The organism is Arthrobacter pascens, assembly GCF_017052465.1.
GTDB lineage: Bacteria > Actinomycetota > Actinomycetes > Actinomycetales > Micrococcaceae > Arthrobacter > Arthrobacter pascens.
Genome location: NZ_JAFHKT010000115.1, coordinates 24,543 through 38,697, shown reverse-complemented (window position 1 = coordinate 38,697; position 14,155 = coordinate 24,543). Strand labels below are relative to the sequence as shown.

Annotated in this window: 14 protein-coding genes; 9 read left to right on the top strand and 5 right to left on the bottom strand. The window is 66.3% G+C overall.

The genetic code is table 11. From position 1 onward, the window contains the following. The first annotated feature begins 128 nt into the window (after positions 1-128). The 4 genes from infC to JYA52_RS05505 all read left to right on the top strand — a co-directional run bounded on the left by infC (position 129) and on the right by JYA52_RS05505 (position 2,995). Positions 129-1,145, top strand: coding sequence for a translation initiation factor IF-3 (gene infC / locus JYA52_RS05520; protein WP_372433743.1), 1,017 nt, complete (start codon positions 129-131; stop codon positions 1,143-1,145). Between the two features lie 117 nt (positions 1,146-1,262). After that, positions 1,263-1,457, top strand: a complete 195-nt coding sequence (gene rpmI / locus JYA52_RS05515; RefSeq protein ID WP_009358635.1) for a 50S ribosomal protein L35 — start codon at positions 1,263-1,265, stop codon at positions 1,455-1,457. 118 nt (positions 1,458-1,575) lie between these two features. Continuing rightward, positions 1,576-2,046, top strand: coding sequence for a 50S ribosomal protein L20 (gene rplT / locus JYA52_RS05510; protein WP_205652196.1), 471 nt, complete (start codon positions 1,576-1,578; stop codon positions 2,044-2,046). A gap of 55 nt (positions 2,047-2,101) precedes the next feature. After that, complete coding sequence (locus JYA52_RS05505) at positions 2,102-2,995, top strand: TrmH family RNA methyltransferase (protein ID WP_205652195.1); 894 nt, start codon at positions 2,102-2,104, stop codon at positions 2,993-2,995. Positions 2,996-3,153: 158 nt separating this feature from the next. Here the strand turns inward: JYA52_RS05505 and JYA52_RS05500 are convergent, their stop codons facing one another. After that, on the bottom strand, positions 3,154-3,420 hold the full coding sequence (locus tag JYA52_RS05500) for a GlsB/YeaQ/YmgE family stress response membrane protein (protein WP_104137371.1): 267 nt from the start codon (positions 3,418-3,420) through the stop codon (positions 3,154-3,156). A gap of 230 nt (positions 3,421-3,650) precedes the next feature. Between JYA52_RS05500 and JYA52_RS05495 the strand changes: the two genes are divergently transcribed. Beyond that, entirely contained in the window at positions 3,651-4,601 is a 951-nt protein-coding gene (locus tag JYA52_RS05495; protein WP_205652194.1) for a cation diffusion facilitator family transporter, read from the top strand. 87 nt (positions 4,602-4,688) lie between these two features. Here JYA52_RS05495 and JYA52_RS05490 read toward each other — a convergent pair whose 3' ends face one another. Further along, positions 4,689-5,897: an MFS transporter gene (locus JYA52_RS05490; protein ID WP_205652193.1), complete on the bottom strand. Its 1,209-nt coding sequence runs from the start codon at positions 5,895-5,897 to the stop codon at positions 4,689-4,691. A gap of 193 nt (positions 5,898-6,090) precedes the next feature. Between JYA52_RS05490 and JYA52_RS05485 the strand changes: the two genes are divergently transcribed. After that, on the top strand, positions 6,091-6,546 hold the full coding sequence (locus JYA52_RS05485) for a (deoxy)nucleoside triphosphate pyrophosphohydrolase (RefSeq protein WP_205652192.1): 456 nt from the start codon (positions 6,091-6,093) through the stop codon (positions 6,544-6,546). Here JYA52_RS05485 and JYA52_RS05480 read toward each other — a convergent pair whose 3' ends face one another. Together JYA52_RS05480 and JYA52_RS05475 are read right to left on the bottom strand one after the other, a co-directional pair. After that, positions 6,547-7,680 (bottom strand): Rv2578c family radical SAM protein, encoded by a 1,134-nt coding sequence (locus JYA52_RS05480; RefSeq protein ID WP_205652245.1) that lies wholly within the window; start codon positions 7,678-7,680, stop codon positions 6,547-6,549. It lies immediately after the preceding gene. 32 nt (positions 7,681-7,712) lie between these two features. Then, positions 7,713-8,219, bottom strand: coding sequence for a hypothetical protein (locus JYA52_RS05475; RefSeq protein ID WP_205652191.1), 507 nt, complete (start codon positions 8,217-8,219; stop codon positions 7,713-7,715). A gap of 242 nt (positions 8,220-8,461) precedes the next feature. On the opposite strand from JYA52_RS05475, the gene pheS reads away from it, so the two are divergent. From pheS to JYA52_RS05460, 3 genes are read left to right on the top strand one after another with little or no spacing between them, the layout of a single operon-like run. Then, the gene (gene pheS / locus JYA52_RS05470) at positions 8,462-9,523 is read left to right on the top strand and encodes a phenylalanine--tRNA ligase subunit alpha (protein WP_205652190.1); all 1,062 of its coding nucleotides are present in this window, start codon (positions 8,462-8,464) and stop codon (positions 9,521-9,523) included. Between the two features lie 3 nt (positions 9,524-9,526). Beyond that, positions 9,527-12,070, top strand: a complete 2,544-nt coding sequence (gene pheT / locus JYA52_RS05465; RefSeq protein WP_205652189.1) for a phenylalanine--tRNA ligase subunit beta — start codon at positions 9,527-9,529, stop codon at positions 12,068-12,070. 37 nt (positions 12,071-12,107) lie between these two features. Further along, on the top strand, positions 12,108-12,755 hold the full coding sequence (locus JYA52_RS05460; RefSeq protein ID WP_205652188.1) for a 4'-phosphopantetheinyl transferase family protein: 648 nt from the start codon (positions 12,108-12,110) through the stop codon (positions 12,753-12,755). Between the two features lie 13 nt (positions 12,756-12,768). Here JYA52_RS05460 and JYA52_RS05455 read toward each other — a convergent pair whose 3' ends face one another. Further along, the gene (locus JYA52_RS05455; protein WP_205652187.1) at positions 12,769-14,124 is read right to left on the bottom strand and encodes a M1 family metallopeptidase; all 1,356 of its coding nucleotides are present in this window, start codon (positions 14,122-14,124) and stop codon (positions 12,769-12,771) included. Positions 14,125-14,155: the final 31 nt, after the last annotated feature.

The window sequence follows — 14,155 nt, the reverse complement described above, 5'->3', positions numbered from 1 at the left end:
ATCCTCGAGGCCTTCGATTGCTCCGGCAATTGGGGGCCTTCTCTATTTGCCGGTGGAACACCAATCACAAACACAGGAGCTTTAACATTAGCGAGCCAAGAATCAATGAGCGTATCCGCGTCCCTGAGGTGCGGCTGGTCGGCCCTGCCGGCGAACAGGTAGGAATCGTCCGTATCGAGGATGCCCTGCGTCTGGCTGCCGAGTCCGATCTTGATCTCGTTGAAGTTGCACCTCAGGCCAAGCCTCCGGTGTGCAAGCTGATGGACTTCGGCAAGTACAAGTACGAAGCCGCAGTCAAGGCCCGTGAGGCCCGCAAGAACCAGACCAACACGGTTCTCAAGGAAATCCGGTTCCGCCTGAAGATCGACACCCATGACTACGAGACCAAGCGCGGCCACGCCCTGCGCTTCCTCGGAGCCGGCGACAAAGTCAAGGCCATGATCCAGTTCCGTGGCCGCGAACAGCAGCGCCCCGAAATGGGCCTGCGCCTGCTCCAGCGCTTCGCTGAAGACGTCGCTGAAGTTGGCGTTGTGGAGTCGAGCCCTCGCATCGACGGCCGCAACATGGTCATGGTCATTGGTCCGCTGAAGAACAAGGCTGAGGCCAAGGCAGAGGCCCGCCGGGCAACGCAGCGTGCTGAGGCCAAGGCCCAGAACGAAGCCAAAGCCACCGGCCGCGTCGACACCTCGGGCGCTGACCAGGCACCCCTGACTCAGTCACTCGCGGACCTGCTGCCGGAAGGCTACCAGGTCAACACCCCGGCCGAGCCGGAGGCCCCGGCAGCAGCAGTTGCTCCGGAAGCCGCCGTCGAAACGCCGGCAGCAGCGGCTGCGGAGGCACCTCAGCAGGAAGCTCCCAAGCAGGAGGCTCCGAAGCAGGAAGCTCCCAAGCAGGAGGCTCCCAAGGCCGCACTGCCTAAGCGCGAAGCGCCCAAGGCTGCGGCGGCGAAGCCACCGGCACCCGCGGCCGCGGCTCCTGCCGCGCCGAAGGCCGCCGAAGCCGCAACCCCTGCTCCGGCAGCACCCAAGCCTGCGGCAGTGCCTGCTCCACCGAAGCCGGTGGCCAGGCCCGCTGCGCCGAAGCCCGCTGCACGCCCCGCGGCACCACGGGCCACGCCCAAGCCGGCGGGCAAGAAGACCAACTAGTTCAAAGCTGCGGAAGGTACCGCCTTCAGGCAGTCAGCAACCAGCATGCCGCCCGCAGGGGCGGCTGCACGAAAGACTGCAGGCATAGCCTGCGGATACGTTAGGAGATCGGTTCCCATGCCGAAGATGAAGACCCACAGTGGTGCTAAGAAGCGCTTCAAGCTGACCGGCAGCGGCAAGCTGCGCCGCCAGCAGGCCAACCGCCGCCACTACCTCGAGCACAAGTCCTCCAGGCTGACCCGTCGCCTTGCCGGCGACAAGATCGTCTTCAAGGGCGACGCCAAGGTCATCCGGAAGATGCTCGGCATCTAATTTCCAAGCACTCTGACTGATTGCCAACCGGCACCAGTCAACTACCCATAAGCCTTCTCAGGCCGGCCGGGTTACCGGCAGTAGACGCTTGGGATAAGAATTTTGAAGGAGTACGCACGTGGCACGTGTGAAGCGGGCGGTAAACGCCCACAAGAAGCGCCGGGTTATCCTCGAACGCGCCAAAGGTTACCGCGGACAGCGCTCACGCCTGTACCGCAAGGCCAAAGAGCAGTTGCTGCACTCGTTTGTGTACAGCTACGGCGACCGCAAGAAGAAGAAGGGCGACTTCCGCCGCCTTTGGATCCAGCGCATCAACGCTGCATCCCGCGCCAACGGCCTCACCTACAACCGTCTGATCCAGGGCCTCAAGGCCGCTGAGGTCGAGGTTGACCGCCGCATGCTGGCTGAACTGGCTGTCTCCGACGCCAACGCCTTCGCTGCGCTGGTCAAGGTCGCCAAGGACTCCCTGCCGGCTGACACCTCCGCTCCGGCTGTTGCGGCTGAAGCCGCACCGGCTCCGAAGGCGAAGAAGCCCGCTGCCAAGAAGGCTGCCGCCAAGAAGCCGGCCGCTGACGAGGCTGCCGAGTAGCAGTCCCGTTCTGGGTAGTTCGAGAACCTGCTGCAACAGCAACTAAGGTTCTTATATGAACGAAACAGGGCGCCCGCAAGATTTTCCACTGTCCAATCCCCGAGCTGATCGGGTCCGGGACGTGGCAAAGCTTGCCGGGCGCCCTGCCCGTTTAAAGCGCCGACAGTTCCTCGCTGAAGGCCCCCAGGCCGTCCGGGAAGCCTTGACCCTGCACCGCAAGAAAATGGACGCGGGGGAGTACGGCCTGGTCCGTGAGGTGTACGCCAGCGAGGCATGCCTGGACCGTTACCCGGAGTTTGAGGAACTGGCCGAAGGCGTCAACGCCAGGCTGGCCACCGACGACGTCCTCGCCGCGATGGCGGACACCGTGACCCCGCAAGGAATCATCGCCGTCTGCGACTTTGTCGATGTTTCCCTTCGCGACGTCCTTGATGCCCGGCCGCGGCTGATAGCCGTGCTGTGCCAGGTACGGGACCCGGGCAACGCCGGAACCGTCCTGCGGGCAGCCGATGCGGCCGGTGCCGATGCCGTGGTGCTTACCGGCTCCAGCGTGGACATCTACAATCCGAAGGCCGTGCGTTCCACCGCCGGCTCCCTCTTTCACCTGCCGGTCGTGCTCGGCGCCGACGTCGAAGAGCTGGTGGCGGAGTGCAGGGCCCGCGGCATTGGCGTGCTCGCCGCCGACGGTTACGGGAAGCTCAACCTGGACCGCCTCCAGGATGAGAGTGCGGCCCGGCGGCTCGGCAGCTCCACGGCCGGTTCGGACTATGCGCTGGAAAGCCCCACTGTCTGGCTGTTCGGCAACGAGGCGCAGGGACTGTCCGAGGCGGAGCTCGCCCTGGCGGACCACCGGGTGGCCGTTCCCGTCTACGGCGCCGCCGAAAGCCTGAACCTGGGCACGGCCGCCACAGTCTGCCTGTACGCCAGCGCGAGATCCCAACAGGACTGAAAAAGCGGGGGCCGACCGTGTGGTGGGCCCCCGCTTTTACTTTCAGCAGGTCCGCCAGTGGGGCGGACCTTACTTTTTACTTTCAGCAGGTCCGCCAGTGGGGCGGACCTTACTTTTTACTTTCAGCAGGTCCGCCAGTGGGGCGGACCTTAGTGGTCTTAGGTGGTCCGGTTGCGTCCGGTAATTGCCCCGTAGATGCCGGCGACTACCAGGCCGCCGATAATGGCGAGGATCCAGGTGCCGAGGTCGAAAAACGCCAGGTCACCCTTGCCGAACAGAAGGCTGCCGATCCAGCCACCAACGATGGCGCCTACAACGCCCAGAACCAGGCTGGTGACCCAGCCGCCGCCAACCCTACCGGGCATAACGGCCTTAACAATTGCGCCTACGATCAGGCCGAGAATAATCCAAGCAAGAAAACCCATTGTCTCCTCCTTCATATTCGTCGGGACCGATACATGTCACTCCCGACATGGCTTCAAGCTAACACAGCGCATGTTTATTTGTCAGCACGCTTAGTTTCAAGGTTTTTTGTGTCGCCGCGGCGCCAGGACTGCCGCTACGCCTAAGGCCGGGCGGGTACGGTAATTACAGTGGTTCCGGTGCGGGGCCGTGTCCATTTCGTTGTAACTCCCCTTGAAGAGGTGAAGCTCCCTTGGCGGCAACTGGCGGTACCAAGGCGATCGTCGCAGCTCTCGCTGCAAATCTGACCATCGCTGTTTTGAAGTTCGTCGCGTTCCTCCTGACGTTGTCGTCTTCCATGCTGGCTGAGGCCATCCACTCGGTGGCCGACTCCGGCAACCAGATCCTGCTGCTCGTCGGCGGGAAACGGGCAAAGCGGGCCGCCAGCGAGGAACATCCCTTCGGCTACGGCCGGGAACGCTACATCTACGCGTTCATCGTCTCCATCGTGCTGTTCAGCGTCGGCGGCCTGTTCGCTCTGTACGAGGCGTGGGACAAGTTCCAGCATCCGCACGCGATCGAGGGCGACTTCTGGTGGGTTCCCCTTGCCGTGCTGATCGGCGCCATCATTGCTGAATCTTTCTCGTTCCGGACGGCCATCATCGAATCCAACCACGTCCGGGGGAAGCAAAGCTGGGTCAACTTTGTGCGCAATGCAAAGCAGCCCGAGTTGCCGGTGATCCTCCTTGAGGATTTGGGCGCGCTGGTGGGTCTGGTCTTCGCGCTCTTTGGCGTCAGCCTGACGCTGCTGACGCATAACGGTGTCTGGGATGCGCTTGGAACGGCCATGATCGGCCTGCTGCTGGTGGCCATCGCCGTGGTCCTGGCCCTGGAAACCAAGTCGCTGCTGCTGGGTGAATCCGCCACGCGGGACGACGTCGCAAGGATCAGGGGAGCCATCGAGTCCGACGGCACCGGAATCATCCACCTCAAGACCCTCCACCTCGGGCCGGAGGAACTCCTTGTGGCTGCCAAGATCACGGTGGGCGCCGCGGTGTCAGGTCTTGAAATCGCCAGGCTGATTGACGCCGCTGAAGATCGTATCCGCACGGCGGTGCCCATGGCACGGGTGATCTACCTGGAGCCGGACGTGCACCGATCGGACCTGCCCAGTCAGGCCGTCGTCGGAGGTACCGGATCCTAGCCTTCGCGAACGTCCGCCGCCAAAGTTCGGCGGCGAAGTGACTGCAGAGAAATGACCCGCAGGCCGCTGGCCCTGTGACCCGGGGGGTTACGGGGCCAGCGGCCTTTTGCGTTCCAGCAGTCCGCTGACCACAGCCACGCCGAGGCCGAGGACGGCCAGCACGGCGCCCACCAGGGCCGGTGCAATATAACCCCAGCCCCAGGCGATGACGAGCCCGCCGAGGAATGCGCCCAGGGCATTGGCGACATTGAGCGCTGCGTGGTTCAGGGAGGACGCCAGCGAGGGCGCGTCCGGTGAGGCATCCAGCAGCCTCGTTTGCAGCGCCGGCACCAGCATGGATCCGGCCGCCCCGACGACGAACACCATCACGAACGCGGACCAGGGCCAGTGCACGGCGACCGCGTACACCACCAGCGCCACAGCGATTCCGGGCAAGACGCGGTAAATGGTTCCCATCACGGACTTGTCGGCGATCCGGCCGCCGACGATGTTGCCGGCCACCATGCCGAGGCCGTAGAGCGCCACCACCAGCGGCAGGAACGCGGAGGGAATACCGGCAACCGAGGTCATGGTGTGGGAGATGTAGGTGTACGTTGCGAAGAATCCGCCGAATCCGACGATCCCGATCAGGATGGCGAGCCACACCTGGGCCCGCTTCAGCGCCCCGAGTTCCCGGCGGATACTCGCGTCGGAGTGGGCCTTCTGGAACGGAACAAACTTCCAGATCAGGGCAAGGGTCACCAGCCCGAGGGCACCGACCAGGACGAAGAGCAGCCGCCAGCCGAAGGCTTGGCCGAGCCAGGTGGCAAACGGCACGCCGATGACGTTGGCAACGGTGAGTCCGGCCATGACCATGGAAATGGCCCAGCCGCGCTTGGTCGGTGCCACGAGCGACGCGGCGATCACGGCCGCCACGCCGAAGAAGGCGCCGTGCGGCAGTCCCGCGGCGAACCGGGAAACCAGCATGCTCCCGTAGTCGGGGGCGATAAACGATGTCAGGTTGGCGATGCTGAAGAACAGCATGAGGCCCAGGGCCAGGTACTTGCGCGGAAGTTTCGCGCCGACGGCGGCCAGCACCGGTGCGCCGACGACGACCCCCAGTGCATACGCCGAGATCAGGTGGCCGGCTTCCGGCGTGCCGATGTTGAGTCCAACCTCCACTTCTTTGAGCAGGCCCATCATGGCGAATTCGGTAACACCGATTCCAAAGCCGCCCATGGCCAGGGCCAGAATGGCGAGTCCGAGGTGTGAGCTGGCTGCTTTGGTTTTGCCGGAAGTGTGAAGTGTCGTCGTCATGTGCCTGCTTTTCGGAGCGTGAAGTGCGGATCTGGCCTCGGCGGAGTACCCGGATAAATCTGAGGCAGAGTAAACCCAAGGGGAGCTATAAATCTGATTTGTACAACATGGTGCCACGGGGAGGTATTCCCGGGCCGGGGGAGGCCGTTGCCGGAACGGGCGCCCCAGCCATTCTCCCCCATAGACTGGGGCGGTGACAGAACTGATCAACGTCGTGGGCGGTGCCGTGCTCGATTCGCTGGCGGAGCCCTCCCGTCTGCTGGTGGCACGGCGGACCGCCCCTCCCGAGTTCGCCGGCATGTGGGAATTCCCCGGCGGCAAGGTGGAGCCGGGGGAGGGGCCGGAATCCGCCCTGCACCGCGAACTGCGGGAAGAACTGGGTATTGGCGTCCGCCTGGGATCCGAGCTGGCAGCGCCGGACGGCTCCGGCTGGCCCCTGAACGAACGTGCCACCATGCGCGTGTGGTTCGCGGAACTCGCCGACGGCGACCCCCGGCCACTCGAAGATCACGATGAACTTGCCTGGGTCAGCATCAGGAAGAGTGATGAAGCTCTCAGCCTGCCGTGGATCCCTGCCGACTTCCCGATTGTCCGGGCGCTGCTGACAGAGCTGGGCGCAACCGCCTCCCAGGGAAACTACGCCGTCTGATCAGAAGAGCGTCGGCTGGGACGCCTGGGCCGACGCGGCCGCCCCGGCGCCGGCCGGGGGCAAACTTCCCTCCGGGTAGGCGGCCTCCTCGCCGCGGGGGTCGTCGACGTCGCGGTGGCTGAACCCGTGGGAGCCGGCAAATCCATGCCGGGCCTTGAAGTAGCGGACCCGCCCCGCCAGCCAGGCCCGGTATTCCTTCGACGCGTAGGATCCCGTGCCGTACAGCCGCCTGTACCGTCCGGCGAGTTCCGGATGCCTGGCCGCGATCCACTGCATGAACCATTCACGCGTGCCGGGCTTCAGATAGAGGGCCCCGGCGGTCACCCCGGTTGCGCCGGCGGCGGCCAGCGAGCCGAACAGGGAATCGAGGGCTTCGTCGCTGTCCGACAGCCACGGCAGGATAGGCATGGCCATCACACCGCAGGGCAGCCCGGCGTCGCGCAGCCTCGATATGAGCTTGAGCCTGGCCCTCGGCCCGGGCGTTCCCGGCTCAATGGCCTCGGAAAGCTGTTCGTCCGTCAAGGCGAGTGAGATGCCGATCCCCACCGGCACTTGGGCGGCGGCGTGTTTCAGCAGCGGGATGTCCCGTGCCAGCAGGGTTCCCTTGGTCAGGATGGACAGGGGCGTTCCGGAGTCGGCCAATGCACCGATGATTCCGGGCATCAGCCGGTACCGGCCCTCAGCCCGCTGGTAGGGATCGGTGTTGGTGCCCAGTGCCACGTGCTGCCGCCCCCAGGACGGCTTGGCCAGTTCCTTGCGCAACACGTCCGCGGCATTGATCTTGACGACAACCTGGCTGTCGAAGTCCAGCCCCGCGTCAAAGTCGAGGTAGGTGTGGCTCTTGCGGGCAAAGCAGTAGACGCACGCGTGGCTGCACCCGCGGTAGGGGTTTACGGTCCACTCGAACGGCATGCGGGAACCGGCGGCCACCTTGTTGAGCACCGATTTGGCGGTGACCTCATGGAAGGTGACCCCGGCAAATTCAGGGGTGGATACGGAACGCACCAGCCCGGCCAGCGGCAGCAGCGGCATTGCGGCGGGGGCGCCCGCGGCGCTGCCGCTGCCGCCCTTGCCGCTACCATCCGGGTCATGCTCTCCGGGTGCCGGATTGAGTGCCTGCGCGTCCCATCTCATGACCTCCATTCGAAGGTATGTTCGAACTTAAGTCAAGGTCCGCCGTTGGTGTTTCGAATGGTCCACCGGCTGCCCGGACGCCCTCCTGGACGCCTGCCGGTAACTCTGCCGGGACGCCTGCGGCTCCGCGCTGCTTCCGCCGGGCGGCCGGGGTATCCGCCGGCTTCGAGCCCTGCATGGCGTTCAAAGGGATTCCCTGACGCCGGGTCGCCGTGCCGCAGCAGTGACCACCCTGCGGCGGTGAAATAGAGCACGAGGAAGGGCAGCCCGAGGCAGGCGTACTGCGTGCTGTGCCGCTCCTCGTGGCCGAGGAGCGCGGGGTTCCCCAGGGCGGCCTCGGGCCCGGCGCGGAAAATGACCACATTGCCCACCGTGAACGCCCCGGCGAAGGGGAGCTTCCAGGTGTAGCCGGTGGCGATCGCCAGGCCGTGCGGGCCTCTGACGGTCGTGGTCCCGGCCAGCCGCGCGAGCAGAAGTCCCAGCAGCGTGGAGCCATTGAGCAGGTTCGCGAGCCGGCGCAACCACTGTCCCGGGGTCATGAGGCCATGCTAGCGGCGGGCACGCGCACTGCACATGGGCCGTCCCGTTCGGGCTGCGGGGCGCGGTCAATTAGACTGGGAACAGTGCCTGCCGGCCAACCTCCGGCGAGCCTGCCCTTGTCCTTGCAGGGCGTCACCGGATGGCGTCAGGCAATGACGTGCCAGTGACGGACGCGCTGCCGGGGAACCGGCACAGCAGCACCGGCCATTGGCATCACCCGACTCGTAGCTAAGAACAGTAGATGACTGAAACTTTGCCGGGCGCTGCCGTCCCGAACCCTCTGGATGAAGCCGCCATCACCGCCGCCGTCGAGCAGGCAATCTCCGCCATCGCCGGTGCCTCCACGCTCGATGAACTCAAGGCCGTCCGTTTGGCCCACACCGGGGAGAAATCGCCGCTGAGCCTCGCGAACCGCGAGATCGGGCGCCTGCCAAAAGACCAGAAGGCCGTCGCCGGAAAGCTCATGGGGTCCTCCCGCGGACGCGTCAGCAAGGCGCTCGCCGACCGCACCGCCGAGCTTGAGGCCGAGAACGACGCCCGCATCCTGGTCGAGGAAACCGTCGATGTGACGGCAGCCCCGCGCCGCCGCCGGGCCGGAGCGCGCCACCCGCTCTCCACACTGCAGGACCGCGTGGCGGACATCTTCGTCGGCATGGGCTGGGAAATCGCCGAGGGCCCGGAAGTCGAATCCGAGTGGTTCAACTTCGACGCACTGAACTTCAAGCCGGACCACCCGGCCCGCGAGATGCAGGACACCTTCTTCGTGGAGCCGCCGGAGGCGCACCTCCTCATGCGCACCCACACCTCCCCGGTGCAGGTCCGCTCCATGCTCGAACGCGAGGTGCCGATCTATGTGCTGTGCCCCGGCAAGGTGTTCCGCACCGACGAACTCGACGCCACGCACACGCCCGTGTTCCACCAGTTCGAGGGCCTCGCGATCGATAAGAACCTCAGCATGGCCGACCTGCGCGGCACCCTGGAGCACTTCGCCCGCCAGATGTTCGGCGACGAAGCGCAGATCCGGCTGCGCCCGAATTACTTCCCGTTCACCGAGCCGTCCGCGGAACTGGACATCTTCCACCCGGGCGCCAAGGGCGGTCCGCGCTGGATCGAATGGGGCGGCTGCGGCATGGTCAACCCCACCGTCCTCCGCGCCGCGGGCATCGATCCGGACATCTATTCAGGTTTTGCTTTCGGCATGGGCATCGAGCGCACGCTCATGTTCCGCAATGAGGTCGGCGACATGCGCGACATGATCGAAGGCGATGTACGTTTCAGCGAGCACTTCGGGATGGAGATCTAAACAGTGCGTATCCCACTTTCCTGGCTGCGTGAATTCGCGCAGGTACCGGCCGGAGCAACGGCTGAAGACGTCATGGCCGAACTCGTCAAGGTCGGCTTTGAAGAAGAAGCGGTCCACCGTCCTACCGACGGCCTCAAGGGGCCCGTCGTGGTGGGCCAGGTCCTGAGCCTGGTTAAGGAGCCGCAGACCAACGGCAAGACCATCAACTGGTGCCAGGTCCGCGTCGTCCCCGAGGGGCAGGAGCAGACCCTCACCGGCAAGGGCATTGATCCTTCGGGTGTCCAGGGCATCATCTGCGGCGCCCACAACTTCGTGGAGGGGGACAAGGTCGTTGTCACCCTTCCCGGTGCCGTGCTGCCCGGCGACTTCCACATCTCGGCGCGGAAAACCTACGGGCACCTGTCCGCGGGCATGATCGCCTCTGTGCGTGAACTCGGCATCGGCGAGGACCATGACGGCATCCTGGTGCTCTCGAGGATCGGGCTGGACCCGGAAATCGGGACAGACGCCATGGACCTCCTGGGCCTTTACGACCAGGCCGCCGAGATCAACGTCACCCCGGACCGCGGATACGCCTTCTCGATCCGTGGCGTCGCGCGTGAATACGCCCACGCCACCGGCACTACATTTACGGACCCCGCTTCGAAGGTTCAGCCGCCGGCCACTCTGTCAGGCGGCTATGGCGTCAAGATCAACGACGACGCCCCCATCTACGGCAAGCCGGGCTGCGACCGCTTCGTGGCCCGCACAGTCCGCGGCGTGGATGCCACGCGGCCCACTCCGCCGTGGATGAGTTCCAGGCTTAGGTTGGCCGGGATCCGCTCCATCTCGCTGCCGGTGGACATCTCGAACTACGTCATGCTGGAACTCGGCCAGCCGCTGCATTTCTACGACCAGGACAAACTGTCCGGCGGCATCGTGGTGCGGCGTGCCGTAGCGGGGGAGAAGCTCACCACCCTCGACGGCAAGGAGCGCTCCCTCGACGTCGAGGACCTGCTCATCACGGACGAGTCCGGTCCCATCGGCGTCGCAGGCGTCATGGGCGGCGCCTCGACCGAGGTCTCTGACGCAACGTCCACGGTCCTGGTCGAGGCTGCCCACTTCGAGGAAGTTTCGATTGCCCGCTCACGCCGTCGCCACAAGCTGCCGTCGGAGGCCTCCAAGCGCTTCGAGCGCGGCGTCGACTGGCAGGTGGCGAACACCGCTGCGCAGCGCGCCGTCGACCTCCTGGTTGAACTCGCCGGAGGCACCGCCGACGAGGCGGGGACCGACGTCGGGAACGCACCTGACGCCGTGACCATCGCCTTGCCGGCCGGCTTCGCCGCCGAACGGATCGGCATCGACTTCACCGAAGAACAGATCGTCACTTCCCTCGAGGATCTCGGTGCCGTGGTGGAAAAGGCCGACGGCGGCTGGACGGTTTCGGCGCCCAGCTGGCGGAACGACCTTGAAACCAAGGAAGACCTGTCCGAGGAAATCGCCCGCCTGGTGGGCTACGACCAGATCCCGGCGACGCTTCCCGTGGCTCCTCCGGGCCGGGGGCTGACCCGCGTGCAGCAGCAGCGGCGGCGCCTGATCCAGGCCCTTGCCGACGCCGGGCTCACCGAAGTCCTGGCCTATCCGTTCGTGTCCAAGGCTGCCAACGACACCTTCGGCGTGGCCGAGGCGGGGGCCTCCCGGACGGCCGTCAAGCTGGCCAACCCGATCAGCGAGGAGCACGGCTACCTGCGGACGTCCGTGCTTCCGGGGCTCATCGAGGTGGCCAAGCGCAACCACTCGCGCGGCTTCCGCGATCTCGCGCTGTTCGAGGCAGGGCTCGTCTTCCTGCCCGGCGGCACCGTGGGCACGGCCTCCATTCCGCCGCTGGGTGTCAGGCCGTCCGATGAGGTGCTGGACGCGCTGTACGACGGCGTCCCGGACCAGCCGCTGCACGTCGCCGCCGTCCTGACCGGCCACGACTCACCGGCCGCCGCCGGACACACCCCGCGGGCCTGGGACTGGGCGGATGCGCTGGACATTGCGCGGCTTGCGGGCGACGTCCTGGGTGTTGAGATCGTGGTGGGACAGGGCCACCACCAGGCATTCCACCCCGGCCGCGCCGCGCAGCTGTCGCTGCGCACCGGCGAGGTGGTGGGCTACGCCGGCGAGCTGCACCCGAAGCTCCTGGCTGCCTCGGACATGCCTGCCCGTTCCGTCGCGCTTGAGATCAACGCGGATGCCCTGTTCGAGGCTGCCGCTGACGTCATCGTGGCGCGCCACATCTCCACGTTCCCCGTCGCCACCCAGGACGTGGCACTCGTGGTGCCGCAGGACGTTCCTGCCGATGACGTCCTGGCCGCACTGCGGGAAGGAGCCGGTGAGCTCCTGGAAGACGTGGCCCTGTTCGACGTTTACGCCGGAAAGGGCATCGAGGACGGCAAGAAGTCACTGGCGTTCGGCCTCCGGTTCCGCGCCAATGACCGGACGCTGACTGCCGACGAGGCCTCGGCAGCCCGCGAGAGCGCAGTGGCCGTGGCTGCGGAGCGCTTCGGCGCCGTCCAGCGCTAGCCGAGGGACGAGTCGCCTGAGGGCCAGCCAGGGAACAATGCGAAAGACCACGCCATCCGGCGTGGTCTTTCGCGCCTCCCCGGTTCGCCCCGCCGACGAATCATTGCTTGACCCTGCTGAGCTTGCACGCGCCGCAGCCATGGAGCCCGCCGCCCGCCGCGCCTTCCTGGCGGGGCGCATCACCCAGCGGGAGTTTGCGGCTGAGCTGCTGGGGGTTCCGGCGCGGGAGCTGACCTGCGGCTACAGCTGTCCACGGTGCGGCAGCGGTCCGGAGCTGTCGCATGGACGGCCCGGATACTCCCGCGCCGGCGTCAGGCTGCCGTTGCTCCTCAGCCTGTCCCGGGCCGCAGGCTGGATACTCGTGGCAGCCGTGACGTCGCCGCGCCCGGGGAGCAGGCTGGGAGTCGACCTCGAGGATCCCCTGCGCACCGATTTTTCAGGCTTTGAGGCCGTGGCGCTTACTGGGCCCGAACGCTTGGCGGTGTCCGGGTTGCGGAACGGCGCGCTGTTGCGTGAGCGCGCCAGGCTCTGGGCACGGAAGGAGGCATGGCTCAAGATGACCGGTGACGGACTGCTGGTGCCGCCGGCAACAGTGGACACGCTGCACTGCCCCGAAGTTTCCGCCGTCAGCGCCATGACGGCGGGCCTGCCTGCAGGGCTCGTGGCGGCGGTGGCCGTCTGCTGACTGGGCCCTGGCGTTACGCGCCGGCCAGTGGCGGCAGAGACTCTTCGTACAGCCAGGGGTGCAGCAAAGACTCCGAATCCAGCCCTGTGACCCGGTCGGCCGTCAGGATGAACTCGGCCGTGGTTACCGAGCCGTGGCGCATGCCCCTGGTCCATTCGTGCAGGAGGGCGAAGAACGCCAGGTCTCCGCATTCCCGGCGCAGGGCGTGCAGGGCCAGTGCGCCGCGTTTGTACACCCGGTCATCGAACATGAGCTCGGGACCGGGATCGCCCACGAGGATGTCCTGGATGCCGGCCTCAAGCTTCCGCCAAGCCGCTGCGGCCCGTCCCTGGACGGGCATGACGCCGGCCTCCTCGGACCAGATCCATTCGGCATAGCAGGCGAAGCCCTCATGGAGCCAGATATCGCTCCAGGAGCTGAGCGTCAGCGAGTTGCCGAACCACTGGTGGGCAAGTTCGTGCGCGACGAGCCGCTGCGACTCCCACCCGTGGTCAAGATGGTTGCGGCCGAGGATGGACAGCGACTGCGCTTCGAGGGGGATTTCGAGGTCGTCGTCGGCGACCACCACGGTGTACTCCGGAAAGGGGTATGGCCCAAAGCAGCCAACGAACGTGCGCATCATCTCCGGCTGGCGCGCCAGCCCGGCCCGGGCCGAACCGGCCAGCGCGGCTGTCACGGCCACGAACTGTGCCACCCCTCCCGACGAGGGAAGGGCCAGCAGCTCATACCTGCCGATCTGCACCGTTGCCAGGTACGTCGCCATGGGCTCGGTCTGTTCATAGACCCAGGTCTGTCGGCTCGACCTGGTGAAGTGGCCCACCAGCAGGCCGTTGCACACTGCCCGGTATCCGGCATCGGTCGTGACGGAAATGCGGTAGCTGGCCTTGTTCCGGGGGTGGTCGTTGCACGGGAACCAGGACGGCGCTCCGTTGGGCTGGCCGGCAACCAGCACCCCGTCCGTCAGTTCCTCCCAGCCCACTTCGCCCCAGATGCCTTTGCGCGGCTCGGGATTGCCGGCGTAGCGGATGTCCAGGGTGAATTCTTCGCCCGGGTTCAGGGCGCGTTCGCAGTGAACCACCAGCTGCTCGGCGCGTTGCGTGTACCTTCGAACCCGGGAGCCGTTCAACGCGATTTTCAGGGCACGGAGGCCCGTCATGTCCAGGACCACCGCGGAGATGGTGCGGGCCGCCACTGCCCGCACCACTGCGCGGCCGATGAGCCGGTTGCTGGCAAGCTTGTAATCAAGCTCCAGCTCGTAACGCAGGACGCGGTAGGCATCCGTGCCGTGTCCCGTGACGTAAGGATCGGTGGTGCCGGTCCCCGCCGCGGGCAGCGCGGCTGCCGGGGCGGGGGATTCTGGAGAACTCATCAGGCGGACGCCTCAATCAAGCTAGTCGAAC